The sequence below is a fragment of the Variovorax sp. LG9.2 genome (assembly GCF_035018885.1).
Classification (GTDB): domain Bacteria; phylum Pseudomonadota; class Gammaproteobacteria; order Burkholderiales; family Burkholderiaceae_C; genus Variovorax.
Genome location: NZ_JASJXB010000022.1, coordinates 13,816 through 40,456, shown reverse-complemented (window position 1 = coordinate 40,456; position 26,641 = coordinate 13,816). Strand labels below are relative to the sequence as shown.

The 26,641-nt window shown below is 62.7% G+C and carries 26 protein-coding genes and 1 pseudogene; 11 read left to right on the top strand and 16 right to left on the bottom strand.

Annotation, left to right across the window (positions count from 1 at the left end; all coding sequences use genetic code 11):
* Window positions 1-43: 43 nt before the first annotated feature.
* A complete protein-coding gene (locus tag QN413_RS19545) occupies window positions 44-982 on the top strand; it encodes a hypothetical protein (protein WP_323498244.1) in 939 nt (312 codons plus the stop codon).
* A 111-nt stretch (window positions 983-1,093) separates the two neighbouring features.
* Window positions 1,094-1,435 carry a hypothetical protein gene (locus QN413_RS19540; protein WP_323498243.1) on the top strand — a complete coding sequence of 114 codons (342 nt, stop codon included), beginning with the start codon at window positions 1,094-1,096 and terminating at the stop codon, window positions 1,433-1,435.
* A gap of 99 nt (window positions 1,436-1,534) precedes the next feature.
* Here QN413_RS19540 and QN413_RS19535 read toward each other — a convergent pair whose 3' ends face one another.
* On the bottom strand, window positions 1,535-1,810 hold the full coding sequence (locus QN413_RS19535; protein WP_323498242.1) for a metal/formaldehyde-sensitive transcriptional repressor: 276 nt from the start codon (window positions 1,808-1,810) through the stop codon (window positions 1,535-1,537).
* 47 nt (window positions 1,811-1,857) lie between these two features.
* Here QN413_RS19535 and dmeF point away from each other — a divergent pair, with 47 nt between their 5' ends.
* Window positions 1,858-2,844: a CDF family Co(II)/Ni(II) efflux transporter DmeF gene (dmeF, locus tag QN413_RS19530; RefSeq protein ID WP_323498241.1), complete on the top strand. Its 987-nt coding sequence runs from the start codon at window positions 1,858-1,860 to the stop codon at window positions 2,842-2,844.
* A gap of 21 nt (window positions 2,845-2,865) precedes the next feature.
* Here the strand turns inward: dmeF and QN413_RS19525 are convergent.
* Together QN413_RS19525 and QN413_RS19520 are read right to left on the bottom strand one after the other, a co-directional pair.
* Window positions 2,866-3,114, bottom strand: a pseudogene (locus tag QN413_RS19525) (ABC transporter substrate-binding protein); the annotation flags it as partial.
* A gap of 42 nt (window positions 3,115-3,156) precedes the next feature.
* On the bottom strand, window positions 3,157-4,056 hold the full coding sequence (locus QN413_RS19520; protein ID WP_323498279.1) for a TauD/TfdA family dioxygenase: 900 nt from the start codon (window positions 4,054-4,056) through the stop codon (window positions 3,157-3,159).
* Window positions 4,057-4,410: 354 nt separating this feature from the next.
* On the opposite strand from QN413_RS19520, the gene QN413_RS19515 reads away from it, so the two are divergent.
* Complete coding sequence (locus QN413_RS19515; protein WP_323498240.1) at window positions 4,411-4,986, top strand: lipocalin family protein; 576 nt, start codon at window positions 4,411-4,413, stop codon at window positions 4,984-4,986.
* A gap of 34 nt (window positions 4,987-5,020) precedes the next feature.
* Here QN413_RS19515 and QN413_RS19510 read toward each other — a convergent pair whose 3' ends face one another.
* Window positions 5,021-5,218: a hypothetical protein gene (locus QN413_RS19510; protein ID WP_323498239.1), complete on the bottom strand. Its 198-nt coding sequence runs from the start codon at window positions 5,216-5,218 to the stop codon at window positions 5,021-5,023.
* 236 nt (window positions 5,219-5,454) lie between these two features.
* Here QN413_RS19510 and QN413_RS19505 point away from each other — a divergent pair, with 236 nt between their 5' ends.
* Both QN413_RS19505 and mdlC read left to right on the top strand, forming a co-directional pair.
* Window positions 5,455-5,907, top strand: a complete 453-nt coding sequence (locus tag QN413_RS19505; protein WP_323498238.1) for a hypothetical protein — start codon at window positions 5,455-5,457, stop codon at window positions 5,905-5,907.
* Between the two features lie 238 nt (window positions 5,908-6,145).
* Window positions 6,146-7,825: a benzoylformate decarboxylase gene (mdlC, locus tag QN413_RS19500; protein ID WP_323498237.1), complete on the top strand. Its 1,680-nt coding sequence runs from the start codon at window positions 6,146-6,148 to the stop codon at window positions 7,823-7,825.
* Window positions 7,826-7,853: 28 nt separating this feature from the next.
* On the opposite strand, the gene QN413_RS19495 is transcribed toward mdlC, so the two are convergent.
* The 4 genes from QN413_RS19495 to QN413_RS19480 form a co-directional block, all read right to left on the bottom strand.
* Entirely contained in the window at window positions 7,854-10,031 is a 2,178-nt protein-coding gene (locus tag QN413_RS19495; protein WP_323498236.1) for an ATP-binding protein, read from the bottom strand.
* A 197-nt stretch (window positions 10,032-10,228) separates the two neighbouring features.
* On the bottom strand, window positions 10,229-10,609 hold the full coding sequence (locus QN413_RS19490; protein WP_323498235.1) for a response regulator: 381 nt from the start codon (window positions 10,607-10,609) through the stop codon (window positions 10,229-10,231).
* A gap of 355 nt (window positions 10,610-10,964) precedes the next feature.
* On the bottom strand, window positions 10,965-11,255 hold the full coding sequence (locus QN413_RS19485) for a DUF1330 domain-containing protein (RefSeq protein ID WP_187052019.1): 291 nt from the start codon (window positions 11,253-11,255) through the stop codon (window positions 10,965-10,967).
* A 91-nt stretch (window positions 11,256-11,346) separates the two neighbouring features.
* A complete protein-coding gene (locus QN413_RS19480) occupies window positions 11,347-11,733 on the bottom strand; it encodes a DUF1161 domain-containing protein (protein WP_323498234.1) in 387 nt (128 codons plus the stop codon).
* Window positions 11,734-11,935: 202 nt separating this feature from the next.
* On the opposite strand from QN413_RS19480, the gene QN413_RS19475 reads away from it, so the two are divergent.
* The 3 genes from QN413_RS19475 to QN413_RS19465 all read left to right on the top strand — a co-directional run bounded on the left by QN413_RS19475 (window position 11,936) and on the right by QN413_RS19465 (window position 14,244).
* Window positions 11,936-12,880, top strand: a complete 945-nt coding sequence (locus QN413_RS19475; protein ID WP_323498233.1) for an ornithine cyclodeaminase family protein — start codon at window positions 11,936-11,938, stop codon at window positions 12,878-12,880.
* Window positions 12,881-12,982: 102 nt separating this feature from the next.
* Window positions 12,983-14,074, top strand: coding sequence for an ornithine cyclodeaminase (locus QN413_RS19470; RefSeq protein ID WP_323498232.1), 1,092 nt, complete (start codon window positions 12,983-12,985; stop codon window positions 14,072-14,074).
* Window positions 14,074-14,244 carry a hypothetical protein gene (locus tag QN413_RS19465; protein WP_323498231.1) on the top strand — a complete coding sequence of 57 codons (171 nt, stop codon included), beginning with the start codon at window positions 14,074-14,076 and terminating at the stop codon, window positions 14,242-14,244. The genes QN413_RS19470 and QN413_RS19465 overlap by 1 nt, the downstream gene beginning before the upstream one ends.
* Window positions 14,245-14,290: 46 nt before the next feature.
* On the opposite strand, the gene QN413_RS19460 is transcribed toward QN413_RS19465, so the two are convergent.
* The 6 genes from QN413_RS19460 to QN413_RS19435 all read right to left on the bottom strand — a co-directional run bounded on the left by QN413_RS19460 (window position 14,291) and on the right by QN413_RS19435 (window position 20,296).
* The gene (locus QN413_RS19460) at window positions 14,291-14,716 is read right to left on the bottom strand and encodes a GlcG/HbpS family heme-binding protein (protein WP_323498230.1); all 426 of its coding nucleotides are present in this window, start codon (window positions 14,714-14,716) and stop codon (window positions 14,291-14,293) included.
* A 194-nt stretch (window positions 14,717-14,910) separates the two neighbouring features.
* Window positions 14,911-15,897, bottom strand: a complete 987-nt coding sequence (locus QN413_RS19455) for a tripartite tricarboxylate transporter substrate binding protein (protein WP_323498229.1) — start codon at window positions 15,895-15,897, stop codon at window positions 14,911-14,913.
* Window positions 15,894-17,492: a bifunctional 3-(3-hydroxy-phenyl)propionate/3-hydroxycinnamic acid hydroxylase gene (locus QN413_RS19450; protein ID WP_323498228.1), complete on the bottom strand. Its 1,599-nt coding sequence runs from the start codon at window positions 17,490-17,492 to the stop codon at window positions 15,894-15,896. Before QN413_RS19450 ends, QN413_RS19455 begins: the two co-directional genes overlap by 4 nt.
* A gap of 4 nt (window positions 17,493-17,496) precedes the next feature.
* Complete coding sequence (locus QN413_RS19445) at window positions 17,497-18,360, bottom strand: fumarylacetoacetate hydrolase family protein (RefSeq protein WP_323498278.1); 864 nt, start codon at window positions 18,358-18,360, stop codon at window positions 17,497-17,499.
* Window positions 18,361-18,374: 14 nt separating this feature from the next.
* Window positions 18,375-19,274 (bottom strand): VOC family protein, encoded by a 900-nt coding sequence (locus QN413_RS19440; RefSeq protein ID WP_323498227.1) that lies wholly within the window; start codon window positions 19,272-19,274, stop codon window positions 18,375-18,377.
* Window positions 19,271-20,296, bottom strand: a complete 1,026-nt coding sequence (locus tag QN413_RS19435; RefSeq protein ID WP_323498277.1) for an amidohydrolase family protein — start codon at window positions 20,294-20,296, stop codon at window positions 19,271-19,273. Before QN413_RS19435 ends, QN413_RS19440 begins: the two co-directional genes overlap by 4 nt.
* Before the next feature lie 184 nt (window positions 20,297-20,480).
* On the opposite strand from QN413_RS19435, the gene QN413_RS19430 reads away from it, so the two are divergent.
* Window positions 20,481-21,383, top strand: a complete 903-nt coding sequence (locus QN413_RS19430; RefSeq protein ID WP_323498226.1) for a LysR family transcriptional regulator — start codon at window positions 20,481-20,483, stop codon at window positions 21,381-21,383.
* Window positions 21,384-21,775: 392 nt separating this feature from the next.
* On the opposite strand, the gene QN413_RS19425 is transcribed toward QN413_RS19430, so the two are convergent.
* Both QN413_RS19425 and QN413_RS19420 read right to left on the bottom strand, forming a co-directional pair.
* On the bottom strand, window positions 21,776-23,797 hold the full coding sequence (locus QN413_RS19425; RefSeq protein ID WP_323498224.1) for a diguanylate cyclase domain-containing protein: 2,022 nt from the start codon (window positions 23,795-23,797) through the stop codon (window positions 21,776-21,778).
* Between the two features lie 267 nt (window positions 23,798-24,064).
* Window positions 24,065-24,553, bottom strand: a complete 489-nt coding sequence (locus QN413_RS19420; protein ID WP_323498223.1) for a MarR family transcriptional regulator — start codon at window positions 24,551-24,553, stop codon at window positions 24,065-24,067.
* A gap of 133 nt (window positions 24,554-24,686) precedes the next feature.
* On the opposite strand from QN413_RS19420, the gene QN413_RS19415 reads away from it, so the two are divergent.
* Complete coding sequence (locus QN413_RS19415; RefSeq protein ID WP_323498222.1) at window positions 24,687-26,585, top strand: FAD-binding monooxygenase; 1,899 nt, start codon at window positions 24,687-24,689, stop codon at window positions 26,583-26,585.
* Window positions 26,586-26,641 lie beyond the last annotated feature (56 nt).

The following is a 26,641-nucleotide window of genomic DNA, read 5'->3' as shown; positions in this document are numbered from 1 at the left end:
GTGATTTAGTCGCTTGGACAATTTCGGAAGGAAAGAGGCTCCCATGTTCAAACGTCTGGTCATTCATCTCAGTCATCTCGCTCTGGCGCTCGCGCTGACCGTTCCGGTTCTTGCGCTGGCACAGGCCGAAACCGCCGCGACCCGCGCTCGTGAGCCTTCCATCGACGAGATCTACAAGGCGGCGGAGAGCGGAAAACTCTCCGAAGCCGACAGCATGATCGCCACGGTGCTAACGGCGCATCCGGGCAGCGCCAAAGCTCATTTCGTACACGCGGAACTGCTCGCCAAAGAAGGCAAGCTCGGGGCGGCGAAGACAGCCTACGCCAGGGCCGAGGCGCTGGCGCCAGGCCTGCCTTTTGCCAAGCCAGAAGCGGTTGCAGGCTTACTCCAGCGGATCGATGGACCAGCGTCCGCAGCGCGGCCCGCGTCCACAAAGGTGGTCGAATCACAGAGCGTCGCGTCGTCCGGTCTCGGCGCACCGGCCAAGACAGGCATCGTGGTGCTGCTGATCGCGGCAGGCTTCTTCATGTTCAAGCGAATTTCGGGTGCAAGGCCTGGTGCAAGCGGTGCACCCGGTGCGCCGGGCAGTGCGCCGGTCACTGCGCAAACGGGCTACCCGAATCCTTCGTATGGCGGCGTTCCGGTTGGCTACGCACCGGGATCGACGGCACAACCCAATTACCCCTATGCCCCACCGGCGCCCGCCGCGCCATCGGCAACTTCCGGCCTGGGTGGCGCGTTGATGACGGGCGCCGCCGTTGGCTTGGGCGCGGTCGCAGTCGAGCAAGCCGTGCGGCACTTCAGCCAACGCGACAGGTCTGACGACATAGCCGAAAAACGTCGCGATCAGCCTGCTTTCGACAACAATCTCGGACCGGATACCAATGCAGACATGGGCGGCTCCGACTTCGGAATTTCCGATGCCGGCTCATGGGACAGTGGCGGTGGCGGCGGCGGCGGCGATTCCAGCAGCGATTGGTGAGTCGCTTACGTCGCTTAACAGCGAAACAGCACCAGCGCATCATCTTCTTTGAGGACGTCTTGAGCCGACGAACGGGCACCACGAAAGCCAGGTAAAAAGCATCATTGAACAATGGTGCTGACCCTTCAATTCCTGTCGGTGGACGACAAGATCCAGGCCGATTGCCGCTCTGGCTCACTGAAGACCGACATTTACGAACACGTCGCGATCTTCGTCGGCCACCACCTCGATCGAGCACACGCCGCAATGCTCAGAGCGTCGCGCTGCGAGTTGGTGGAAGGCCGGTATGCCCGGTATACGGGCGATGTCTATCGGCCAGCACACGGCGACCCGGTTGAAGTTGGTCAATGCTTGGTCGGCGTCTTTCCGACAGCGGGCGATCGCGATGCCTTCACATTGCTTTCCGGTGCGCACCGTGCCTACTTTGCCCGGGCTATTGCGCAACTCGATTGATTGACTGATTAGTAGCCGAGCAGGCGTCCCAGCGTATCCCCATATACAGCGTTGCCACGTCGGCGTTCATGTGCGGTTCCCTCGACCTCACCTCGACTGTCATTTCATGTAGGAACGAAGCACGGAGACGATGGCCTCGACGTCTTCCATACGGTCATGCGATGCGTCGCTCCCTGGCCCTATGTGCTCGCGGAGATGCCCTTCGAGCACTTGCGACATAAGGCCTTTCACCGCCCCGCGGATCGCCGCGATCTGCTGCAGCACCGCCATGCATTCGGTGCCGGCTTCAAGTGCGCGCTCCAGTGCCTCTGCCTGGCCTTTGATGCGCCTGACGCGTGCGAGCAAGGGCTTTTTGTCGGTGATCGTGTGTGCCATGGTGCATTGTAAAAGGCACCGAACGAATACTGGGGTAGAGTATGTGAATGCAAACAGACGACGCCGCCCAGTCACCTTTGAGCTGGCAGCACTCCCACGCTTTCGACGAAGGCAATCCACTCGCCGAACGCCTGACCAAGTGGGTAGTCGTTTTGACCGCCGTGATGATGGTGGTCGAAATCGCAGGCGGCTGGACCTTCAACTCCATGGCCCTGCTGGCAGATGGATGGCACATGAGCTCGCATACGCTGGCGTTGGGTTTGTCGGTCATCGCATATGCAGCAGCCCGACGCTTTTCTGGCGACAGTCGCTTCGCTTTCGGCACCTGGAAAATCGAAGTGCTCGGCGGCTTCAGCAGCGCGATCCTGCTGACGCTGGTCGCGGCGCTGATGCTCTACCAATCGGTCGAGCGGCTGGCCTCGCCGACCACGATCCATTACGACGAAGCCATCGCGATCGGCGTGATCGGCTTGCTGGTCAACCTCGCTTGCGCGTGGCTGCTACGCGGCGGTCATCAGCACGAACACCACGGTCACGGTCACGACGACGCCCATGGTCATGCGCATCACCAGGACCTGAACCTTCGCTCCGCCTACGTGCATGTGGTGGCCGATGCCGTGACGTCCGTGCTGGCCATCGTCGCGCTGTTCGGCGGCAAGTTGTGGGGCGCAGCGTGGCTCGACCCCGTCATGGGAATTGTCGGTGCCGGGCTGGTGGCAGTGTGGGCCTACGGGCTGATGCGCGATTCAGGTCGGGTACTGCTGGATGCAGAAATGAACGCGCCTGTGGTGCAGGAGATTCGGGAGGTGATCGATGCCAGTCCGGTCAAGGCGACGTTGTGCGACCTGCATGTCTGGCGCGTCGGCAAAGGCAAGTACGCCTGCATCGTCTCGCTCGCGACGACGGCGGCTGTCGAGCCAGACTTTTTTAAGCAGCAGCTGCGCGTCCATGAAGAGCTGGTTCACATCACAGTCGAAGTCAACCGCGTGGAACACCGTGTTGCTGACGTGGCTCATCGCCCGATCGCGTCCTGAGCTTTCTCCGACGACTCAACGCTGCTGACCCCAGCGCCGAACGGTCAGCCGCTCGAACGTCGCGGCCGGCAATGCGATGCGGTCCTTGTCGGTGAAATCTGCGATGGTCTTGATCGCAGTGTTGTTGCGCACCAGGTAGTACGGAAAGTGGCCTAGCGACGCCATGCGCTTCACGTTTTGCTTGCCCTTGGTCCGGTCCTTGTTGCCTGACAGCAAGGCGTCGTTGATGGCCGCACCAACCGACAGCTTGATCCACTCGACCTTGGCGTCGAACTCGCGAGACGAAGTGCGCAGCGACCTGGGGGCGAGCAGCTACCTTGGCGTGTCGCCAATGACCGTTGTGCGATAGAGCTTCCGACGAAGGTTGCCCGCCGTACCAGCCGCCAGATGCATCAACGAACGGTTGTCCCAGAACACCAGGTCGTGCGGCTTCCACGCGTGGCGATAGACGAACTCGGGCTTCACGCTGTGAGCGAACAGCTCGCCCAGCAGTGCGTCGCTTTCATCTTGCGGGAGGCCGACGATGCGGGTCGTGAAATGCTCGCTTACGAACAGCGCCTTGCGGCCCGTTTCGGGGTGGGTGCGAACCACCGGCTGCACCGCAGGTGCGACCTGATCGATCTGTGCCTGCGACAGCTTCGGCCGCCAGGGATTCTTCGCACGCAGGTCTTCGTACTTGGCGAGGTAGCTGTGCTCGGCCTTCAAATGCAAGACCTTTTGCTGGAGCTTCGGGCTCAATGCTTCCCACGCCAGATGTTGATCGGCGAACAGCGTGTCTCCCCCTTCCGCTGGCAATTCCTGCGCATGCAACAGCGAACCCAGGCTCGGCTTCGGCTTGTATGAAATGTCGGAGTGCCAGTACACACCGGCGTCGCCAAGCCCGATCGGCTCGTCGTTTTCCTTGATGTTCGAAACGATCAGGATCTCGGGATGATTCTTCAGATGGAACTGGTGCAGCACATGAATCTCGAGAGGGCCGAATCGGCGGCTGAACTCGATTTGCGCTTCAGGTGAAACGTTCTGGTCGCGAAACACCACCACGTGATGATCCAGGTGCGCGCGATGGATGCGCGCAAAGTCCACCGCGTCAATCGGTTTGGAAATATCGAGCCCGACGATCTCGGCGCCGACAGGTGCGTCGAAGCGCCGGACTTCGAAAGCTTGCGATGAGATCGAGTCGGCCGCCGAATCGGTCGATGTTGCCGTTGGCATAGTTGATGGGACTGTAGCAATGGCGGTCATGCGAGTCTTGTTCTTCAAACGAGACCCTTACTTTAGGTTTGCACCCGGCAAACACGAACGATTGATTTCTTGGTTGCTTATGACAAATCGGTCGATTGAAAACCGATCGGCCGCCCTGGGGCGCAACCGTTGTTCGAGCCGAAGAGCGCCTCGGAAGCAGCGCGCCAACCGGTGGTGTCCGGGCTGTCGTTCCAACGCAGTCCATCCGACCGTGTGCCGACTCGATGTGCGCCATGTCTGACGCAGGGTTTCTGCGGGCGCCTTCACGCGTCTGCGCCGCTCCGGCAATGATCGGCTTAACGAAATATTTGGCCTCGAAATTCCATGAAGTTGCGCACGTCGAAGACCCTCCGCACCACACTCCCGGTTGCCGCGCTGGCCCTCGCAGCGATCGCGCTGCTTGCCGCATGCGCCACATCCCCTTCTGCGGGCCGAAGCCCTGTCGCGCTGGCACCCATGGTGGACTTGCCGCGGTTCATGGGCGACTGGTATGTCATCGCGAACATTCCGACATTCCTGGAAAAGGGCGCGCACAACGCCAAAGACAGCTACCGGCTCGATGCCGACGGCACCATTCCGACCACCTTCAGCTTCAACGCCGATGCGCCAGACGGGCCGCGCAAAAGCTACGGCTCGCGTGGCTTCGTGATGGATGGTGGAGCGAACGCGGTGTGGGGCCAGCAGTACGTGTGGCCGATCAAGGCGGACTACCGAATCTCTTACGTTTCGCCGGATTACACCCAGACGGTGATCACCCGCGACAAGCGAGACTACGTGTGGATCATGGCGCGCACGCCGACGATCCCAGAAGCTGACCTGGCGCGCCTGACCGCATTCGTCGGAAGCCAGGGCTACGACGTCGACAAGCTGCAGCGCGTGCCGCAGGTCGCGATCAAGTGAGGCGCACCGCGTTTGCCGATGCCGTACCGGTGATTCAGTTCGGGTAGAACGCCTGCTGGCGGTCGTTTCGCGCCGGCGATTTTCCCGCCGAGTGCTCCGGCGAACGGCCCCAGAAGCGTGGTGTCATCACAGCTGCAAAAGGCGCAATGCGCGGATCCCGGGCACGGCCTCCAGTGGCGGCCATCTCTATCAGGGCGGCGTATTCGGACGTATCGGTGTCAGGAATCTGCATGCCCCGATGCTAGGCCGTTCTTCTCACCAATCCTCTCCTCCGACTGCCGGGGCGTACGCATAGCGCGTTTTACGTCACACATTTGCCGGAATGTTGGTCGCCGGCGCTCGACGAACCATAGGTCAAAGCCCTACGGATCCACCCCGTGCGGGCCGACACGTCGTGAGGTCGTCTCGCCGCCAAACTGACATCCACGGGCGACAAGGTGTCTCCCTGTCATTCAATAGAGGTGTTTCATGAATCCAGACAACGTCAAATCCCCATCGCAACTAGCCGATGAAGCTCGTGGAACTGCAGGCGACGCGCTCGACACCGCAAAGAATTTTGCGCAAGCCTCCCGCGCTGTCAGTGACGACGCACTGAGTTCGGTAAAGGACTCTCTGCAGGACAGCGCCGATGACGCAAAGGTGCTCGGCCACGATGCAGCCAGCGCGGCCCGCAGTTATGTGCGCGATGCAAGGCAAACCGGGAAGGATGCGATCGAAACAGGCCGCGCCTACGCGAAGGACGCCGTTAACGCCGCCGGAAAAAAAGTTGCCGACATCAAGGATCAGTTGTCGACCGCGCGCAAGCAAAGCGAGCAATACATCATGGACCAGCCCGTGCGCGCGACCTTGATCGCAGCGGCAGGCGGTGCGGTGCTGACAGCGCTGCTCGTGTCGTTCATGCGAAAGAGCGACCGTCGGTAGTCGTTAGCTTCCGGGAAGCCGCGCGCGCGAGTGCCGCGGCGACCCGATTTCGTCGGCCGACGGTATCGGAACGCATTGAACCGAGCGTCGTGCTACCCACGATGAGCGACTTTCTGGTCCTGTGGTTTGCAGACGCGGGAAATCGCGCGTGAGGGACACTGCCCGTGCCGACGCGCCGCAAGGTCCGAACACGAGGCAAGATACGGGCGAAACCAAGCCTGGATCACAGAAGACTTCGATGACAAAAAACCCTGCAGCCGACATCGCACTGAATGACGGAGCCGATGCTGTCGCCGCCACAGCAACCGCCGCAAGCACCCATGTCACCGTCCGCACCGCCGTGCTGGACTTGCTCCGCGCGTTCCACATGACCACGATGTTCGGTAACCCGGGCTCTACGGAGCTGGGCCTGTTCCGCAACTTCCCCTCAGACTTTCGCTACGTGCTGGGCCTGCAGGAAGCCGTGGTCGTGGCCATGGCCGATGGTTATGCGCAGGCCACGCGAAACGCCAGCTTCGTCAACCTGCATTCGGCGGCCGGCGTCGGTCATGCGATGGGCAACATCTTTACCGCGTACAAAAACCAGACGCCGATGGTGATCACCGCCGGCCAGCAGGCAAGGTCGATCCTGCCATTCGACCCCTTCCTTTTCTCCGGTCAGGCGACCGAGCTGCCCAAGCCCTATGTCAAGTGGAGCGTGGAACCGGCGCGCGCCCAAGACGTGCCGCTGGCGATGGCCCGCGCGTACTACATCGCCATGCAGGAGCCGCGCGGTCCAGTGCTGGTATCGATTCCAGCCGATGACTGGGACTGCCTGACCGAGCCGGTGTTGCCCCGCGTGGTGAGCACCGAGTCCCGTCCCGAACCGATGGTGCTCGGTCTCATCGGCGATGCACTGGACGCGAGCCGACGCCCTGCTTTTGTCGTGGGCACCGCGGTCGACCGCTGCCAGGCCTGGGATGCGGTAGTGGCGCTGGCCGAGCGGCATAACGCCAGCGTGTGGGTGGCGCCGATGTCGGGCCGCTGCGGCTTCCCGGAAGACCATCGCCTGTTCGCCGGCTTTCTGCCCGCCATGCGCGAGAAGATCGTGCAGTTGCTCGGCGGTCACGACTACATCTTCGCGGTCGGTGCGCCTGCCTTCATCTATCACGTGGAAGGCCACGGCCCGCACGTGCCCGCCGGCGCCACGCTGGGTCAGTTGATCGACGACCCGACGATGGCGGCATGGACTCCGGTCGGCACCACGGCGGTTGGAAATATCCGGCTCGGCGTACAGGACTTGCTTGAGCGCCCCCTCGCCCCGCAACTCGCGCGACGCGCCCTCCCCGCGCCACGTGCCGCCCGACCGCTGGCGACACCACCGCAGGAAGGCGAACTGATGTCCGTCGCCTATGTCCTGCAGACCCTCGCCGGCCTCCGTGCACGCGACAGCATCGTGGTCGAGGAAGCGCCCACGGCGCGTTCGGTCATGCACGCGTACCTGCCGATGCTGGAAAGCGGCGGCTTCTACACGATGGTCAGCGGCGGGCTGGGCCACAGCATGCCGGCCGCCGTGGGCGTGGCGCTGGCCGAGGCGCAGGCGAACAGCGGGCGCAAGGTGATCGGCCTGATCGGCGACGGCTCCAGCATGTACTCGATCCAGGCCTTGTGGAGCGCAGCACAACTGAACCTGCCCATCACCTTCGTGATCCTGAAAAACCGCCGCTACGCCGCTTTGCAGGACTTCGCGCCGGTGTTCGGTTTCGAGCCCGGGGAAGCACTACAAGGAACCGACTTGCCCGGCATGGATTTCGTCGCGCTGGCGAGGGGTCAGGGATGCGATGCGGTGACGGTACGCGATGCCGGCCAGCTCGCCGAGGTGCTGCGAGCAGCGCTGTCCGGGGCCCGGCCCACGCTGGTCGAAGTCGACGTGGCCTAGCGCCTACCGTGGCGGCTACCGCCGACGACTAACGCCGCTTGGGCACCGACACGGTGAAGGTCACGCGGGTCCCGTCGTGGCTGTACTCCAGCTTGCCGCCATGCCCCTTCGCGATTTCGCTCGCGATGTACAGCCCCAGCCCGAGACCGCCGGGGTTCCGCACGTTGCCGATGGAGCGCGGCTTGAACGGATCGAATAGCGTGCTGATCGACGTCTCCTCGATCGGCGGCGCCATGTTGGCGACGCGGAGCACCACCATCGTGTCTTCGTCGGCCAAACGAACCCAGATCGACTCTCCAGCCACGCCGTGGTTGCGCGCGTTGCTGATCAGGTTGTTGACCACCTGCGACATGCGATCGGCATCGAAATCGGCATGCAGGAACGGCGGCAGCTCAGTGACTATCGCCACCTCCGGATGCGCAAGATGCGCATCCTCGACCAGGCCGCGAACGAGCGCCGACACATCGCCCGGCACGCAGTTGAGTCCGAGCCCCAGTCCGGCCCGCAAGCGGCTCATCTCGAACACTTCACCGATCAGCCGCTGCATGCGGCCGATGGACGTAGAGATGCGTTTGCCATAGCCCGCGTGCCGATCGGGACTGCCCTGTTCCAGCATCAACCCCATCATGCTGATGGTCTGCAGCGGATCACGCAGGTCGTGTCCGAGCACCGCAAGCAATTGCGCCCGCGCCATTTCCATGCGCGCGGCGCGTGCCGCACCGGCGCGCGCCAGCGACTCCATGAGGTCGTGCGCGATGACGCGGTCGGCGTCGTCCCAAGCCACGGAAGTGCCTTCGACCGTCTGCCGCCATTCAGCCAGCGAGCCTTGTGGCGTAAGACGTGCGCCGAGCGGGCCGATACGTTCGAGCTTGGCCGGAATGCCGCTCCACACGATGGTTTCGATTTGTTCGCGTCGCAGTAGAACGATCCAGCCGCGGTTCACCCGGTCGATGCACAGCGCCATGAATCCGCAGAACGGTTGCAGTGCCAGACGCAGCGCTTCGGGCAGCTTGGCGGATTCGTGCAGCGCGATCAGGTCCTGCTCTGCGGTGTCGAGCCAGTGCAGCAGTTGGGCTGCGCTTTCCTTGGGCAGCGCGTCGCACGACATCAGTCCGCCATAGCTGCACAAGGTGGCGTCAAACGACATCACGCTGCCGAGCGCGTCGGTCATGTCCGGAAAGGCGGTCGCGAAGTCGTCGCTGCCAAGCAAGAGTTCGGTCAGATTTTTGCGAACCTCGACTGCAGCCAGCCGTCGCTTGGCGGCCAGCCGTTCGACCGCGCTTTGCACCGAGGACGACAGCACGTGCGACAGTACATCGCACGTCATGCGCACCGCATACGGCACGCGGTGTGCCACGCCGTGATGACAGGCGATCAAGCCCCAAAGCCGTCCATTCACCACGATAGACAAGCTCATCGAGGCACCGACCTGAATGTTCTTCAGGTACTCGATGTGGATCGGCGAGACGCTGCGCAAGACCGAGTAACTCAGATCGAGGGCGCGATCGGTCGGATCGTGCGCATCGATGGGCACCTGCTCGTCGTGCACGTCGGCAATCAAGCGCAGCGGATTGCGCACGTACAGCGCGCGCGCCTGCACTGGAATGTCGGAGGCCGGAAAGCGGCGACCCAGAAACGGCTCGAGCGCCGGGACGCGCACTTCTTCCACAACCTCGCCGCTGTCGTCCTGATGAAAGCGATAGGCCATCACGCGGTCGAAGCCGGTGAGCTTGCGCACCGTTTCGACCGCTTCCGAAAGCATGGTGGAGATGTCGCGCCGACTGCGCATCTGACCCATGCTGCGATGGGCCAGCAATGCGAATGCGGCAAGATCCTGGTCGCGTGCCGCACGCCGTTCGAGCTCCACGATCACGCGGCCATCGTAGGTGTGGAGCACGACGTCGAAGACGCGCTCTTCGGATGCCAATTCCATGATGAGCGGCGCGCTCTCCCGTCCGGTCTCGGCGTCTCGCAGCGCGGCAGTTATCGCAGCCCAGAAGGCGGCTTCGGAATCAGGAAACGTGATCGGCAAACCCTGGCCAGGCTTCGGCAGGCTGGTGATTACATTGCCTGCATTGCGGCTCGCATGGGTGAGTCGGCCCCGCAGATCGAATGCAATGAGCGCCCCGTGCGGCTGGATGTGCCCCGGCACATGGATCGGCTCGCGATCGCAGTTGTCCAGGTCGATGGTTGAGAGATCGACCACCACCCGCGTCACGACACCTCTAACGACGCCGGACAGAGCGCTCGGGAAAAGTGAGTCGGACCGCAGCCGCAGCGACGTGCCCGCCTGCGGGGCAATGAGAGCGGGTGACGAGCAGTTAACATTTGAAGGGAGGGTACTCTCATTTGCTTACTGACGAACCTGCCGTCGCGCACGCCGTATGCACGCAGCCGAAATAACTAGGCCGCCCCGCTTTCGACGATGCGCACGTAATCAAGAAAAGAGTCGAGTTCCGTCGACTTGTCGAACACCGCATCGGCTCCGAGCGCCGCGCAACGCGCACGAAGATTCGGCGTGGCGTAATTGCTCAGCACCACCACCCGCTGCAGCGGACTGCGCTCGCGAATTGCGCCCAAAACCGCGAGCCCGTTGCCCTCTGCAAGAAACAGATCGACGACAGCCAGATCCCAGGCGTCGCGGTTGGCCTGCAACCAGCGATTGGATTCGAGTGCCCCATTCGAAAAGCTGACGACCTCGATGGCGGCCAGCTCGACCAGTGTTTCGATCAGGTTGGTCCTGATTAAAGGGTTGTCCTCGACAATGAAAACGCGAAGCGCCATCTGATTTTTTGGTCCCGCAGGATGGTTGCAACGCTCGACGCCCGGGTGGGCGACGCGCCCTGATTTTCAGCTTCAGGCGACGCCCGACGCTGTCGGACTGCGCGCCGTTCAGACCAGCGCACTTTGCAGCGCGCTCACGGCCGCGAGCGTGAGCCCGATGGCGCTTTCTATCTGCGTTGACGATAGACGCTGTCGGGATTGGCTGGTCGATCTCGCGATGCCCAGCATGGATGCGGATGGTGCTGCGCTTCGACAAGGCACGGGTCGCCCACGTTGCCTATCCCTGCGGCAATCAGTCGGTCATCGAGCCGTCGAAAGCAAGTAACTGCATGACGGGAGCGGGACTCGAAGTGACTCAGACGCCTTCGATGATCCGAATGTCGCGCTCGGCGCCATCGCCCAGTGCTGCCAGCGCCTCCTGATAGGCCGCACTGTCATGCGCAGCCATCGCCTGCGCGACGCTGTCGAACTCGATCAGCACGGTGCGCGTCATCAGGCCGTGTTCGTAGACCTTGGCCGGGTCGCCGCGCGCCAGGAAGCGGGCGCCGTTGGCGGTGAGCGCGGGGCCGGCCAGCTTGGCATAGGCGGCCAGCTTGTCGGAATCTTTGACCGCGCGGTAGGTGCTTACCCAATAGGCTTTCGGCATGGTGTTCTTGTGTCCTTGTTTTCAGAGCAATTAGAACCCGCGACTGTGCCGCGGGTCTTGGAGCGCGGCAAGTCCCGCCGCGACTTGACGTTCACTTCTTGCAGTCGCCACCGGCCGAGACGGAGCCATCCTTGCACTCCGTCAGGATGACATCTTTCTTGGCCCGCGGAACCGCAGCGGGAGTGCCGGCTGTTGCGCTGGCCGAACCGCTCATAGTCGATGAGGACGGCGCATCCATCTGCTGGTACACGATCGACTTGGCGCCCATCTCGCAACTCCCCACCACCTTGCCGCGTGTGCCGGAAGCGGCGCCTGCGTCCACTATGGTCACGGCGAAATTGGCCACGCCGGACGTTGCGATCTTGGCTTCGATCTGCGAGCGCAATGCATCACAGTTGCCGGCGGCGCTCGCGGTGCCGACCGTACCGGCCGCAGCGGCAAACGCGAGGACCAGTGGAATCAACGGGAGTTTCATCATCGGTGCTTGCCTCGAAAAGGAGTGCATGGGCAAAACAGTCTAGCGCTCAGACCGAAAGCGGCCTGCACTTGCAAGTGCTCGCGCCGAAGGCGCTGTCGAAGGCGCTGTCGATGTCGATCTCGGTGTCTTGCCTCCGTGGTTGAATTCACGAGATGCCGAACGCTCAGCACCACCGCTCACCCTGCCCGCACGCAAGCACGCCATGTTGATCATCGATGCGCCGACGACGCAGCAGGCGTTGCCCTTTCCCACGTTGATCGTGGCGTTACGTCGCATGTTTCTCACAGGCTGCGAGGTACCGCGGCGCCATGTCCACCAGGTGGCGGCGATCGCACCCGAGCGACCGTCGGGCGTCACTTCGCTGGTCATGCCGGCATGGAACGCGCGCTACTACGGCGTCAAGATCGTCAACATCGCGGCGGGCAATGCAGCGCTTGGATTGGCCGGGCTTCACTCCAGCTACCTGCTGCACGACGCGACGACAGGCGTGCCCCTGGCATTGATCGATGGCGATGCAATCACCGCACGGCGCACGGCAGCCGCCTCCGCCCTCGCGGCCTCCTGGCTGGCGCGTGATGACGCACGGCATCTGCTGGTGGTCGGTGCGGGAAAGGTCGCTCGCCTGCTTCCCGAAGCATATCGCGCGGTGCGTGCAATCGATCGCGTCAGCGTCTGGGCGCGGTCGCCGTTGCAAGCAACGACGCTGGTTCAAGAGCTTTGCGGTGAAGGCATGGACGCGGCGGTATCGACCGACCTCGCCGCATCCGCCGCCGAAGCCGATATCGTGAGTTGCGCCACACTGGCCACGTCGCCGGTGGTGTTCGGCCAGTGGCTCGCAGCCGGCAGTCATCTGGATCTGATCGGCGGCTTCACCCCGGCGATGCGCGAGGCCGACGATGCCTGTTTCATGGGCGCGAGCATCTTCGTGGACACCGAAGAGGCGCTGCAAAAGAGCGGCGACTTGCTGGGGCCGATAGAACGCGGCGTGTTCGAGGCGACCGACGTCAAGGCCACGCTGGCGCAACTGATGGCGGGCGAAAGATCGGGCCGGAGCAATGCATCGGAGCGAACCGTGTTCAAGTCTGTGGGCACAGCACTCGAGGACCTCGCTGCAGCGGTGCTGGTCTACGAATCGCAACGCGTGTAGTTGCCCAAGTGCCAGCCGGTGCTGCCACTTCGCCAGCGAACGCCGCATAACGCTACACCTCTTCCGCTTCCGCTTGACTCGTCCTTTCCAGACACTGGAAGCATGACTTCCAGCCGCTACCCCACCACCCTCTACCTCAGCGCCCCCGAGATGATCCGGCTCGTGCAGCGCAAGGGTCTGTCGGCCTGCATCGCAGGTATCGCCGCCCGCATCGAGCGCGAATTCTTGCGCTGGAACGACTTCGACAAGAGCGCACGCGTAGCAGCTTATTCGGATGTCGGCGTCATAGAGCTGATGCCCATCGCCGACGCTTCGCAGTTCGCCTTCAAGTACGTGAACGGGCACCCGACCAATCATCGCCACGGCCTGCCAACCGTGATGGCCTTCGGCGTGCTCGCTGACGTCGCGACCGGCGCACCGCGCCTGCTTTCGGAGCTGACCCTCACCACCGCGATCCGCACGGCCGCGATGTCGACCGTCGCCGCACGCGCACTCGCCCGCCCGCAAAGCCGCGTGATGGCGCTCATCGGCAACGGCGCGCAAAGCGAGTTCCAGGCGATCGCGTTTCGCGACCTAGTCGGTATTCGCGAGCTGCGGCTGTTCGACATCGACGCTGCGGCCAGCGCCAGGCTCGCGAACAACCTCGTGGGCCAGAGGCTTCAAGTACGCATCTGCGGCAGCACAGCCGACGCAGTGCGTGGCGCCGACATCGTGACCACGGTCACTGCAGACAAGGCCAACGCGGCCATCCTCACGCCCGACATGATCGAGCCGGGCATGCACATCAACGCCGTCGGTGGCGATTGCCCCGGCAAGACGGAACTCGACCATCGCGTGCTCGACAACGCATCGGTGTTCGTCGAGTTCGAGCCGCAGTCGCGCATCGAAGGCGAGATCCAGCAGATGCCTGCGGACTTCGCGGTGACCGAGTTCTGGCGGGTGCTGGCGGGCCAGCGCCCAGGGCGCGCCAGCACGCCTGAAGTGACGGTGTTCGACTCGGTCGGCTTCGCACTGGAGGACTTCGCGGCGTTGCAGTACCTGCGCGAAGTCGCGACTGAATTCGGCATGGGCGAAGTCATCGAGTTGGTGCCGCAACCGGTCGATCCGAAGAACCTGTTCGGGCTGCTGCACGCAACAAACGAATCGATCGACGATTTCGAGTTGGTCGACACGCATTTGCAACCGGTGTGCTGATGGGCGCGCTGGAACCCGAGAAGGATCTGGTTCCGCTCGAGGTCGGCATCCCGGGTAAAGTGACTGCGCCCACGCAGGAACTGGCCAACGCCATCTGCAGCAACGCGCGCATCGCGGTGCGTGTCCGAAGCCGTATTCCCCGGCAGATTAAAAGCCTGCGCCGCGCGTGAGTCCGAGTGCCGCATAGTGCGTAGCGGACCGGACGCCCACGGACACTCAGCCCACTCGCAGCCCGGCGGCTTTCACCCCCGCAATGCAGATACTTTCATCCTCGTCGCCGGTCCCGCCACTGGCGCCGACGGCACCCAGCGTTGCGCCATTGGCATCCAGAATCAGTACGGCACCGGTCTGCGGCAAAAAGCGACCGTCGGCCGTCGCGGCAAGCGCCACGAAAAAGTTCGGATTGCCTTTGGCACGTTCATGCAGCACGCGGCTTGAACTTCCCATTCCCACCGAGCCCCAAGCCTTTGCCCGGGCCACATCAAACCGGAACATGCTTGCGCCGTCTTCGCGAGCGAAGGCGGTCAAATTACCCCCCTCGTCCAGGACAGCAATGCCCATGGGCTTGTAGCCCATTTGCCGGGCATGCGACAGGGCAGCCTCGATGATCTGATTGGCGTGAACGAGTGTCAGAGATGTCATTGCAACGGGACGGTAGATCGTGAAGAGCCAGATGCTCGGGGCTGCCAAGTTTGCCAGCGTTGCGCGCCGGCGCTCAAGGTCCCCCTGGGCGCAACATCAGCAGGTGCTGCAAGTGCACTGCGGGCCAACACAAGAACGGCTGCAGTGACAACAGATTTGAAGAGGGTTGTAGTGACCGAAAAGCTTGTGCCGCGTTATTCAGGGAGCAGGCCGATTTCTGCGACCACCTGACCGAGTCGTTTGTGCTCTTCCAGCAGATAGGCCTGGAACTGTTTCGGCGAGCCGCCTGGCGTTGCGATAGGACCGACGGTGAGCATCCGCTCGGCCAGCGCCGGATCCGAAAGCAACTTGTTGACCTCGGCATTCAGACGCGACGCAACGGCAGTCGGCGTGCCCGCCGGCGCGACGATGGCCATCCACCCAGTCATGTCGATGCCCGGGAGAAACTCTGCCACCGTGGGCACTTGGTCCCAGCCGGCGATCCGCTTCGCAGAGGTGACTGCCAGCAGTCGCATGCGACCTTCCCGCACGAACTGAGAACTGGAGGCCAGGTCCGCAACGGCCACGTCGGCATGGCCCCCAACGATGTCCGTCAGCGCGACACTCACCGAGCTGTAGCCCACCAGGTTGGCCTGCGCCTTGCCGCGCGCGTTGATCAGGCGCGCAATCATGCCGCCAAAGGTGCGGGGCCCTTCGTTGGCAATCGACACCTTGCCCGGCTCTCGCGCGCTGCGCGCAAGCAGGTCCGGAAATGATTTGATGGGCGACTCCGCTCTGACCAGAATTGCAAACGGGCTGTTGGCTACGAAGGCGATCGGATCGAAATCTTTCAGTGGGTCATAAGGCAGGCTCTTGAAGAGGTAGCTGTTCGTGACGAGCGCGGCGGTTGTTGCGAAGTACAGCGTGTAGCCATCGGCCGGCGCCCGTGTCACGGTCTGCGCGCCAATGATGTTCTGGCCGCCGGGTTTGTTTTCGATGATGACCGGTTGTCCCAGGCTGCGGGCCAGTCCGTCGCCCAACATGCGCGCGATGTTGTCCGGCCCCGACCCGGCCGGCTGCGACAAAACCAGCCTGATGGGCTTGGTGGGCCATTTGTCTTCCGCACTGGCGGAAAGGCACCAGCCAGAGGCAGCCAAAGCGACGGCAGCCAGACTGCCGACCTGGAAATTTCTTCTGTTCATCTTTTTGTCTCCGTTGTAGTTCGAGGAAGGGGGGTCCACTGCAGCCGAGACGCCAGCGTCTGCAGCATCGCGATCAGGTCGACTTGGTCGGCAGCCACCCCGTACACATAGCGGTCGGGACGCACCAGGGCTGCCTTGCAGTTGTGACACTGGAACCAGGCCGCCGCGATGCCTTCTGTCTCCTGCAACGATTCACCCAGGCGCATGAAAGAAAGCGCAGGCAGGGAAAAGTCCGCAGTCGCTGGCAGGCCGCCATCGAAGTCGCTGGCCAGCACAAGCCACCAGCCGTCGCCAGCCACACTGTCAAAGCGAACGCGGTCCCCATCGTGCGCAATCCAGGGCTGCGGGAAGATGGTGCCGTTCGCTGCATGCGGGTCGGGCGAAAGAAGGCCGACCTCGAGTCGGGGAATGACGTCCTGACGCGGTGTATCGCGCACTACGCCGCCGCACTCGGCCAGCATCCGCGCATCCCGCTCGATCGCCTTCGCTTCGTCGCGTTCGCCGATCACGGATCCGATCTCCTTGATCCGTGCTGTGAGATCGCGCACGTGCCGCTGGCGCTCGATGCCATAGCTGTCGAGCAGAGCGTCGGCCCCTGCACCACGCATCTCGCCCCTGATCACGCTGGACAGCTTCCACGCGAGATTCGAAACATCGCGGATACCCTGGCACATCCCCTGGCCGAGGAAAGGCGGCTGCTGGTGCGCTGCGTCGCCGGCAATGAAGACGCGTCCCTCGCGCCACCGCTCGGCCACCAGGGCATGAAAGCGGTAGCTTGCCTGCCGCCACAGTTCGCCATCGCTCGGTTCGAGCCAGCGCGCCAGCAGCTTCCAGGTTTCTGCGGGCTCGGTCACCTTGCGCGGATCTTCGCCCTCGTTCAGCGAGATCTCCCACCGCCTGTGATTGCCCGGTCCGATCACCAAGGTGCATGGCCGGACGGGCTCGCAATATTGAACACTTGTCGTAGGCAGCTTTGCGAGCCCTCCAGCGTTGGCAAGCACGTCGACCACCAGCCAGGCCTCATCGAACGCCAGATCCTCCAGCTGGATGCCAACCAGATCGCGTACCGTGCTGGAAGCGCCGTCACATCCGATGACGTAACGGGATCGCACCTCGGATTGCGCGCCTGTGTCGTCACGCAACGTCAGGCGAACGCATTCTTCGTTCTGTTCGATGCCGAGCAGCGCCATCCCCAACTCGACGTGACCGTGCACGGACTGTTGAACATGCTCGCGCAGCAGCGCCTCGACGGGTGGTTGCGTGAACACATTCGATGGTGTGTAGCCGAGCGGGAATGGCGGCTCGACCATCGTGAGCCGCTTGATCAGCTGACCGTTGGCTCCGAAGTATTCAGAGGGCGTGAACGGCTCGACGTGGCACAAGACTTTATCGACCACGCCCAATTGTTGAAACACGCGCAGCACTTCATGGTCGATGGCGATCGCACGTGGTTTGTCGTAGATCTCCCGCTGACGGTCGCATACATAGACGTTCAGGCCCATGCCTGTCAGCAATCCGGCAGCCACGGCGCCGGACGGGCCGAAGCCGACCACCGCGACGTCGTAGAGCATGTCGCGTTGCGGTTGAGAGCGCATCGCGTCAGTCCTCCGCGCGGATCGGATTGACGAGCGTGCCAATGCGCTCGATCTCGACTTCGAAGCTGTCGCCCGCCTTCATCCAGACCGGCGGGGTGCGCGCCTGGCCCACGCCGGCGGGGGTGCCCATCACGATCACATCACCGGGCTCGAGCGTAAGAACGTCGCTCAGCAGCGCGATGGTCTCGGCCACGCCCCAGATCATGTCGCTCGTGTTCGCGCTCTGCATGACCTCCCCGTTCAGCCGACCCTGAATCTTCAGGCCGGTCGCGGCGTATGGCAGTTCGTCGGCCGTGACCAAGACGGGACCAAAACCACCCGAAGCATCGAAGTTCTTGCCGATGGTCCATTGCGGCGTGCGTTTCTGATAATCACGAACAGACATGTCGTTGAAACACGTGTAGCCGAAAACGTACCCGGGCGCGTCGTCCTGGGACACATGGCGCGGCACGCGGCGGCCGATCACCAGTGCCATTTCGGCTTCGTAGTCGAACTTGACCGACACCCTGGGCGCGATGCCCGCAGCGCCGTGCGCAAGCAGCGAGGTCGCGCCACGAAAGAAGAACCACGGGTACTCCGGCTTTTCGCGGCCCCCCTCCTTTGCGTGGTCGAAATAGTTCAGCCCCAGGCAGATGATCTTTCCCGGCTCCGGAACCAACGGCGCGAGCATCAGGCTCGACATCGGCAGTCGTGGCGCGTTCGAGGCCAGCGCCGCATCGGCAGCCGCAGCCAGATCAACTCCCTGTGCCAGCGCGGCACGCAGACTTGGCGGGACCTGTGTCTGCGCGGCGTGCAAGTCGATGACACTGTCTCCGTCCAAGAGACCAAGCCGCGTCTGTCCGCCCTGAAGAAAGGTGGTGAATTTCATGAATGCTCCAAAGCTCAGGAAGGAATGAAAAAGACTTGCCGCTGTGCGTCTTTCAGGCGCGACGAAGGCGGTTGCGAGATACCCCACTGGTCCACGCGGCCAGCCGGCCACTTCCAGTCGTCCGGCCCGCCGGCCTTGTAGCTGTCGTCGATCTGTTGAACGTCGGCCGTGTACTCGATGACCTCGCCGAACGGACCGATGAAATAGTTGAAGGCGTTGTCGCCAGGCCCGTGGCGGCCTGGTCCCCACTCGATTTCGTGGCCTGCATCGCGCATTCGGCCACCGCCGCGCATCACCGATTCGAGATCGGGCATGACGAAGGCGATGTGGTTGAGTGCGTCGTTGTCGGTATCACCCAGAGCGACGCTGTGGTGATCGGCATTGCAATTGAGAAATGCCATGATCCGCGTGCGATCGGCCAACCGAAATCCCAATGCCTGCTCGAAGAAGTCTTGCGTTGCCGCGACGTCATGGCTGTTGAGCACAACATGCGCAAGGCGCAGGGGCCGGTCCCTGGCTGCGTATGCGTCCCGGTGCGTTTCATCCCCATGAACCACCTGTAAAAGACGGCCGTGAGGATCGCGCACCGTGACGACCTCTCCCTTACCAGGTTCGGAATTAGACGCAAGAGGCGTGTGAATACTGCCACCTGCCCGCAGCGATGCCTCAGCCACGGCCTGCAATGCCGATCGATCACGAGCACGCAAGGTCACATGGCGGATTTCACAGGCTTCGCCGCCGAGGTGCAGGGAAAGCAAGTGATGGTCTGCACCGGTTCCACGCAGGTAAATCGCGCCTGCGGTGCGTGCGACCACGTCCAGGTTCCACACGCGGGTGTAGAAATCTTCGGCACGCGCGAGGTCCGGCACATTGAGCGCAACGCTGCGCAACCCGGCGATCCAAGGCGAACTCATGGCGATTCCTTTGCACCGGCAGCCACCGGAAATGCTCGACTCAGGAAGCGCCGCGCATTGCCGCTCGTCAACTGTTCGCGTACGGCCGCAGACAGACCGGTGGCATCGATCTGCGCGATGGGCGCGCGTTCATGGAAATTGAATGGATAGTCGGTCCCGACCATGAGCTGGGTGCCGCCGAAGGTCGCGACGAGATGCGCCAGCGTGGGTGGATCGAACACGACCGTGTCGAAGAAAAGCCGCCTTGCTTGTTCGACAGGCGACTGTGGCACTTGCTCTTGAAGGGCGGGGAATACGCCCCATCCCTTCTGCAGGCGCGGTAGAAGCAGCGCAAGCGTTCCGCCGCCGTGGCTGAAAGCGATGCGCAGTTTCGGATGGCGTGTCAACAGATTGCCGGTGATCACGGAAGCGGCGGCAAGCCCTACATCGGAGGGGTACGCCAGCACCTGTTGCAGGGGTGCAGGGCCGACGAGTCTGTCCATCCCGGTGGGCTTGAGCGCATGCACAAAAACAGCCGCGTCCAGAGCCTCGCACGCTTCGAAAAAGGGGTCGAAACGCGCGTCGCCGATTGGCGTGCCGTTGACGTTGCTACCGATTTCCACGCCAGCGAAGCCCAGCGTTTCGGTGACATACCTCAGTTCGGCAATGGCAAGGTCGATGCTTTGCAACGGCACCGCACCCATTCCGATCAGCGCACCGCCGCCTTCCGCCACCATCATCGCGATCTGCTCATTGAGAAACCGCACAAGCTGATGCGCATCAGCGGCTTCCATCCAGTAAGACAAGAGCTCAGGCATCGGCGAAATCGCTTGATGCGACAAACCCATGTCTGGCAGATCAGAAAGCCGACGCGTCACGCTCCAGCATTTTTCCGAGATCGTGCGGTAATTTTTTCCTGCAATCATCACGTGCCGGTGACACAGGCCTCCGGCATCCGGCGCTGCAGCGGTCGACGGCCACTGAGCCGGAAGCTTGTTGCCGATATACGCGGGAAGGCGCTCGGGCACCACATGTGCGTGCACATCGATGCCACACGCGCAGCGATAGCGATGGGCGTTCTCAGCCACGTGGCGCCTGACAAACCAGTCTGCTCATTTTTGTCTCCTACGCCCGTGTGTGTTCTTCGCCAGGGCTTTGTTGCGCCAGAGTCTAGGGATTCGCTTGATATCGACAAAGCGGATTTTGCGTATACATACAATCCACGCCATGGATATTCGACGAGTCGATCTCAACCTGCTGGTTGCTTTTCATTCCATGTTGGAGCACCGCAGCGTCACGCAGTCAGCGGAGGCCATTGGACTGAGCCAGCCAGCGATGAGCGCCGCGCTGGCTCGCCTTCGCATCCTGTTCAACGATGCGCTGTTTGTGCGAACGGGCTCAGGCATGCAACCGACATCGCGCGCCGCCGAATTGGAAGGAGCTGTGCGCCGGGTGATCGACACCGTAAAGGCTGAGATCCTGCCAGCGCCATCCTTCGAGCCCCGCAAGGACAGCAAGGTCTTTACGCTGGTGACGCCAGACATCGCCGAGGTCCATTTCCTGCCGAAGATCCTTGCCTGCTTGGTGCAAGAGGCGCCCCATTGCGATGTGCGCACGCTCTCCATGCCAAGACAGGCAGCCGCCGCGGCATTGGAAGTGGGAGCCGCAGAGCTGGCAATCGGCTATTTGCCGGACTTACAAAAGGCTGGCTTCTTCTTGCAAAAGCTATTTCGCAATGACTATGTGTGCATCGTGCGTGGCGACCATCCCCTCGTTGGCGAAAAGATCTCTTTGAAAACTTACCTTGCTGCGTCCCATGCGGTGGTGAGTCCAGATGGGCGCGAGCATTTGCTCGATCAATTTCTGAGTCGCCGAAATCTGAAACGCCGGGTCTTGGTGGGCCTCTCGCATTTCATGAGTTTGCTGCCGATCATCGAATCCTCCGATCTGATCGCCACGGTCCCACGCGACCTTGCGAATATTTGTGCACAGCACGCCAACATTCGCATCGTCGATCCACCGTTTAAAGCCCCCGTTGTCGAAGTCCATCAGTTCTGGCACCGGCGCTTTCACCAGGATGCGGCCAACGTCTGGCTGCGTGCCCAAGTGCTTCGACTCTTTCGGGGATGAGGCTGTTCTTTCACTGCGGCCCGACCGCGGGTTGGCGCCTTGACATTCGCATATCAGCGCAATCGCTTTCAAGCGGGCTCGCGGCTTGCTGACCTTGGCTAAGACGGCCGGCGGTCGAAATCAAAGTTCTTTTAGTGCACCGCCAGGCTCGCGCTGTGATGACGAGTTTGCGTAGTCGACCCGTCTCTGAATTTGCACACGTTCAGCGGTGCCGGTCCGGAAGGCTGATGATCGAATCGTGGTCGCGCGCTCAAGCGACGCAGCGCCACTGGCGCAAGGCGAAAGCAAACACCTCGAAGTACCGCATTTGATGGTTGCGCCCTTGGCCAACTCTTGCGCGACGACGTCGTTGCCTCATCAACCTCCGATCGCGCCCATCAATGCCGCGACCTTCAGTGCGACGTGCCCGTCGCAAAACGCACCGCATCACGCCCCGATGCCTTGGCCGCGTAGCAGGCTGCGTCGGCAGCATCCATCCATCCCGCAAGCGATTGGTGCGTTGCATTCAGTTCGGCAATGCCCAGACTCGCGCCCACTTGCAGGACGCCCTGTCCCCATGGCAGCCGAACGTCGCGAACTGCCCCGCGCACGGCCTCTGCGATGCGCAGAGCGTCTTCATGCGAGCACCCGTCCAGCAGCAGCGCGAACTCATCTCCTCCGATGCGCGCGACCAGATCGCCGCAACGCACCTGACCGGATATGGCCTTCGCCACCGTCAGCAGCATCAGGTCACCCATCAGATGCCCAGCGGTGTCATTTACAGGTTTGAAGCGGTCCAGATCGATGAACACCATGGACGCCGGCTGGGACGATTGAAAGGTGTCTATCAAGCGACTTGCGCGCGATTCAAATGCTTTGCGGTTGGCCAGTCCGGTCAGGGGATCATGTGTTGCCGCCCACTCCAGGAGCTCACGCGAAGCGCGCAACTCTTCGACATCACTGAACGTCCAGACCGTGCCACGCGATGTGTTGCGAATATCCACCGGACTGCATCGCAATGCCGCCCAGAAACTGCTGCCGTCACGCCGGCGCATCTGCCACTCGCCCCCATAGGCCTCCCCCGAAACGAAAGCTGCATCCTGCTGGATCAGGAATGCCTCGAAGTCCGCGTGTGCCCAGAAACGAGCGGCCAGGTCCTCGACCAGCAGGTCATGTTCCGTGCCCGCAAAGAGCCGGCAGAACTCCTTGTTCAGCAACTCGAACTTCAGGCCCTGCGCAAAGGCGATGCCCATGGGCGCCGCCGACATGACCGAGGTGAGCTGACCCATGGTCCGCGCCTTCTCGCGCTCCAGCCGTGTCCGGTCGATCCCCACTCGCCGAAGGACCTTGCTCAGATTGGCAATCTCGCCGCTGGCCCGCGGCCATCCGGTCTCCGGCGGATAGGCTGCGTCGAACATGTGCCGCGCACGATCCTCCAAAAGAGCCAGCGGCCTGAGCAGCCACCACAGGGTGCCCAGCACCAGCGGCAGGAGAACCAGCACCAGTGCGGCGGCGGTAGACAGCGCCCGGACACGGGCGGCGTGGAGGGGCGCCAGCAGATCCGCTTCGCTTCGCACCCGCCAGATCATCCAATCAGGGCCCGGCACGCCCGCTGCGCTGACGACCTCATGCGGTTGATCCAGCGCCAGTCCGGTCGGCTCCACGGGCGCACCCTTGGCTTGCCATGAAGCAAAGGCAACGGCCAGGCGGGGTTCCTCGGACAGAGGCTGCAACAGCCGCGCGCGATTGGGGTGTGCCAGGATCTGCCCCAGCGCGTCGGTCACCACCACCATCGCCGTGGCGTCCTCGCTCTGAGAGTCCACCAACCCCTCCAGCAGGTCACGGTTGTCCAGGCGCATCGCGCCACCGAGCACAGCGAAAACCCCCTGTTCATCGCGCACGGGTTGCGCAAAGACAATCACCGGCGCGCCGCTGAGCTTGCCCGGAAGTGCGTGCGAAATCACGCTTCGAACCTGCATCAGAGTTTGCTGAAAGTAAGGGCGCTGCGAGAGATTGACTGTGGGTCGGCTGGTGCCGGTCGCATCCATCGAAATCCGAACGCTGCCATCCGGTGCTGCCACGAAGACATTGGAGAACAACTGCTGGAGTACGGACTGGCTCAAGGCAAAGCGGTGCAGCGCTTCGGTATCGTCCAACGCCAGCCGTTCCAGCCGGCTCGACGCGGACCCGAGCGCGCGTTGAAGGGCAACCACGTGACCAGACAGGCGAGATGCCGTGCTGGCGGCTTCATCGATTTCGCGTCGGCGCTCAGCTGACAACGTATGGGTCTCCGCGCTTTGCAGGAAGACCAGCGTGATGAGCGTCACGCTCATCACCATGACAACCATGCCGCCCAGCAGCAGGCGAACTTTGAGGAAGCCGAGCCAACGCAAGGCAACCGACCCAGCCTGTTTGATCCCGATTTCCGATCGCATACCCTAAGTGTGACGGCTCAAGCCGGGAAAGCGCGTGAAGTCGTACACGGTCACCGTATAAAGGTGCGCCATCCCTCGCTCAGACGGCCGCAGCTGACGTCATGCTGAATCGTTTGACTGAAAAAGAGGTCAACAGTGATTGCTGTGGGCGCAGGTTGAGATGCGTGCCCTGCGATCGCCCGTCTCAGTGGCTGCGGATGTCGATGCGCTGCCGAGGCGCCTGCACTCCACCCCACACTTCGCAACAGGGCTCCGCCGTCTTCATTGTTAAAGACCTTGTGCCGGCGCCCCGCCAGGTGCTCGGCTCCTGTCATTGTTGGTCGACACCAGCACGCGCAGCATGCGCATGAACTCCTTGCGATCGGCCTTGGGCAGCGGCTCGAGCATGCGCACTTGCGCCCGCAACATCGAGGGAACCACCGCGACGAGCACCTCCCGGCCCTCGTCGGTCAGGGTGAGCAGACGCACCCGTTTGTCTGTCGGCGAGGCACTGCGAAGAACCAGCACGCGGGATTCAAGCCGGTCAATGACGCTGGCAATTGTCGAAGTGTCGAACCCGATGGTCCTCGCCAGTGTCCGCTGGTCGATGCCGGGACTGTTTGCGATTCCCTGCAAAGCGGAGTACTGGACCGGCGTCAGGCCATGCGGCTCAGTCTCCTGCAGGAAGACCGACACCGCAATCTGTTGCAGCCGCCGGATGTAGTGACCTGGCAAGGTTTCAAGATCAAGGGTCGAGGTGCTTGCTTTCGCTTTCATGTCGTCCTGGTTGGTCGAGGGTGAACCCTGATGTCTACAACTGATTTTATCACTACACTAACAATCAGTATACTGACGATCAGTATGCTTTTCATGTGAGAAAAAGAATTCCAATGAATGCAATGGACACTCCGTGCAGTTCTATCTGAATGGTTACGCGCCCGACGATCCCGACGTCGCCGGGAAGGCGTTTCCGGACACGGTCGACGTCCTTGTGATCGGCAGTGGCCCGGCTGGTGCCTTGTTGGCTGCCCAGCTGTCGACCTTCCCGAAGATCACCACGCGGTTGATCGAACGTCGCCCCGCTGCGCTACAGGTTGGACAGGCCGACGGCATCGCCTGCCGCACGGTCGAAATGTTCGAGGCGTTCGGTCTGGGCCAGAGGCTCATGCGTGAAGCGTATTGGGTCAATGAGACCGTGTTCTGGCGCCCATCGAAGCATGACCGCACACGCATCGAACGTACCGGGCGCGTCCAGGACACCGAGGATGGCCTGTCGGAGTTTCCGCACCTCATCGTCAACCAGGCACGACTGCAGCAGTACCTGCTCGACTACATGCGCATGTCGCCCTCGCGGCTCGTACCGGACTACGGACTCGACTTCGTCGGACTCCAGGTCGAACCCGAAGGCGAGCATCCTGTGGTGGTGACGTTGCGTGACGTCGCCACGGGGCGGCAAAACACCGTGCGTGCCAAATATGTCGTCGGCTGCGACGGTGCGCACAGCAAGGTACGCGATGCGATCGGTGCGGTGCCCCGCGGGGACTTTGCCAATCATGCTTGGGGCGTTGTCGACATGCTGGCGGTCACCGACTTTCCGGACATCCGGCTCAAGGCCGCCATCCAGTCGGCGGACGACGGCAACATCCTGCTCATTCCGCGCGAGGGCGGCTATATGGTGCGGCTCTATGTCGACCTCGGCGAAATCGACCCGGCCAGGCGCGACGCGTTCCGCTCCGTCACCCAGGAGCAGGTCATCGAGACCGCGCGGCGCGTGCTGCACCCGTACACGCTGGACGTCAAAAGCGTGGTGTGGTTCGCCGTGTACCAGGTCGGGCAGCGCGTCACGGACCGCTTCGACGACGTACCCGTCGATCAGCTCGCCTCTCGCCTTCCGCGTGTCTTCATTGCGGGCGACGCCTGCCACACGCACAGCGCGAAGGCTGGCCAAGGCATGAACGTCTCGATGCAGGACGCGTTCAACCTCGGCTGGAAGCTCGCCTCGGTTCTCGATGGCCGCGCCGCGCCGGAGCTGCTGCGCACCTACTCTGTCGAGCGCCAGGCAATCGCGCAGGGCCTTATCGACTTCGACAAGGAGTGGTCGAAGATCATGGGATCGGCACCGCAAGACCCAGACCATCCCGAACTTGGCGGTGTCGACCCGCAGGAACTCCAGGCTTACTTCGTGAAGTCGGGTCGGTACACCGCCGGCGTCGCGACGCACTACGCACCGACGACCGTACTGACAGCCGACGCGACCCACCAGGCTCTGGCCAAAGGCTTCACGATCGGCATGCGCTTCCATTCAGCGCCCGTCGTGAGGCTTGCCGACGCGAAGCCGATGCAGCTTGGCCATGCCGCGCGTGCCGACGGCGCCTGGCGTGTCTACGCGTTCGCCGATGCAATCGGCGCGCGGCTGCGCGACCTAGCCGCTTTCCTGGCGGAATCTCCTGATTCGCCAGTGGGCCGCTTCACGCCAGCAGGATCGGACATCGACAGTGTCATCGACTTTCGCGCCATCTTCCAGCAGAGGCACCTCGACCTCCGGGTGGACGAGCTGCCCGCGCTTTTACTGCCGCGCAAAGGGTGCTTCGGCCTCATCGACTACGAGAAGACCTTTTGCGCCGACCCCAGCGCCGGTTCAAATATCTTCGAACTCCGGGGCATCGACCGCGAGCACGGCGCCATGATCGTGGTGCGTCCCGACCAGTACGTTTCGAACGTGTTGCCGCTGGATGCTCACGCTGATCTCGCTGAATTCTTCGACCGCTTTCTGCTGGTCCGCCATCACGCCAAGGAAACACGAACATGACCACCACAACCAGAACAACAACATCGTCAACGACATCCGGCTCTGACGCCGCGCAG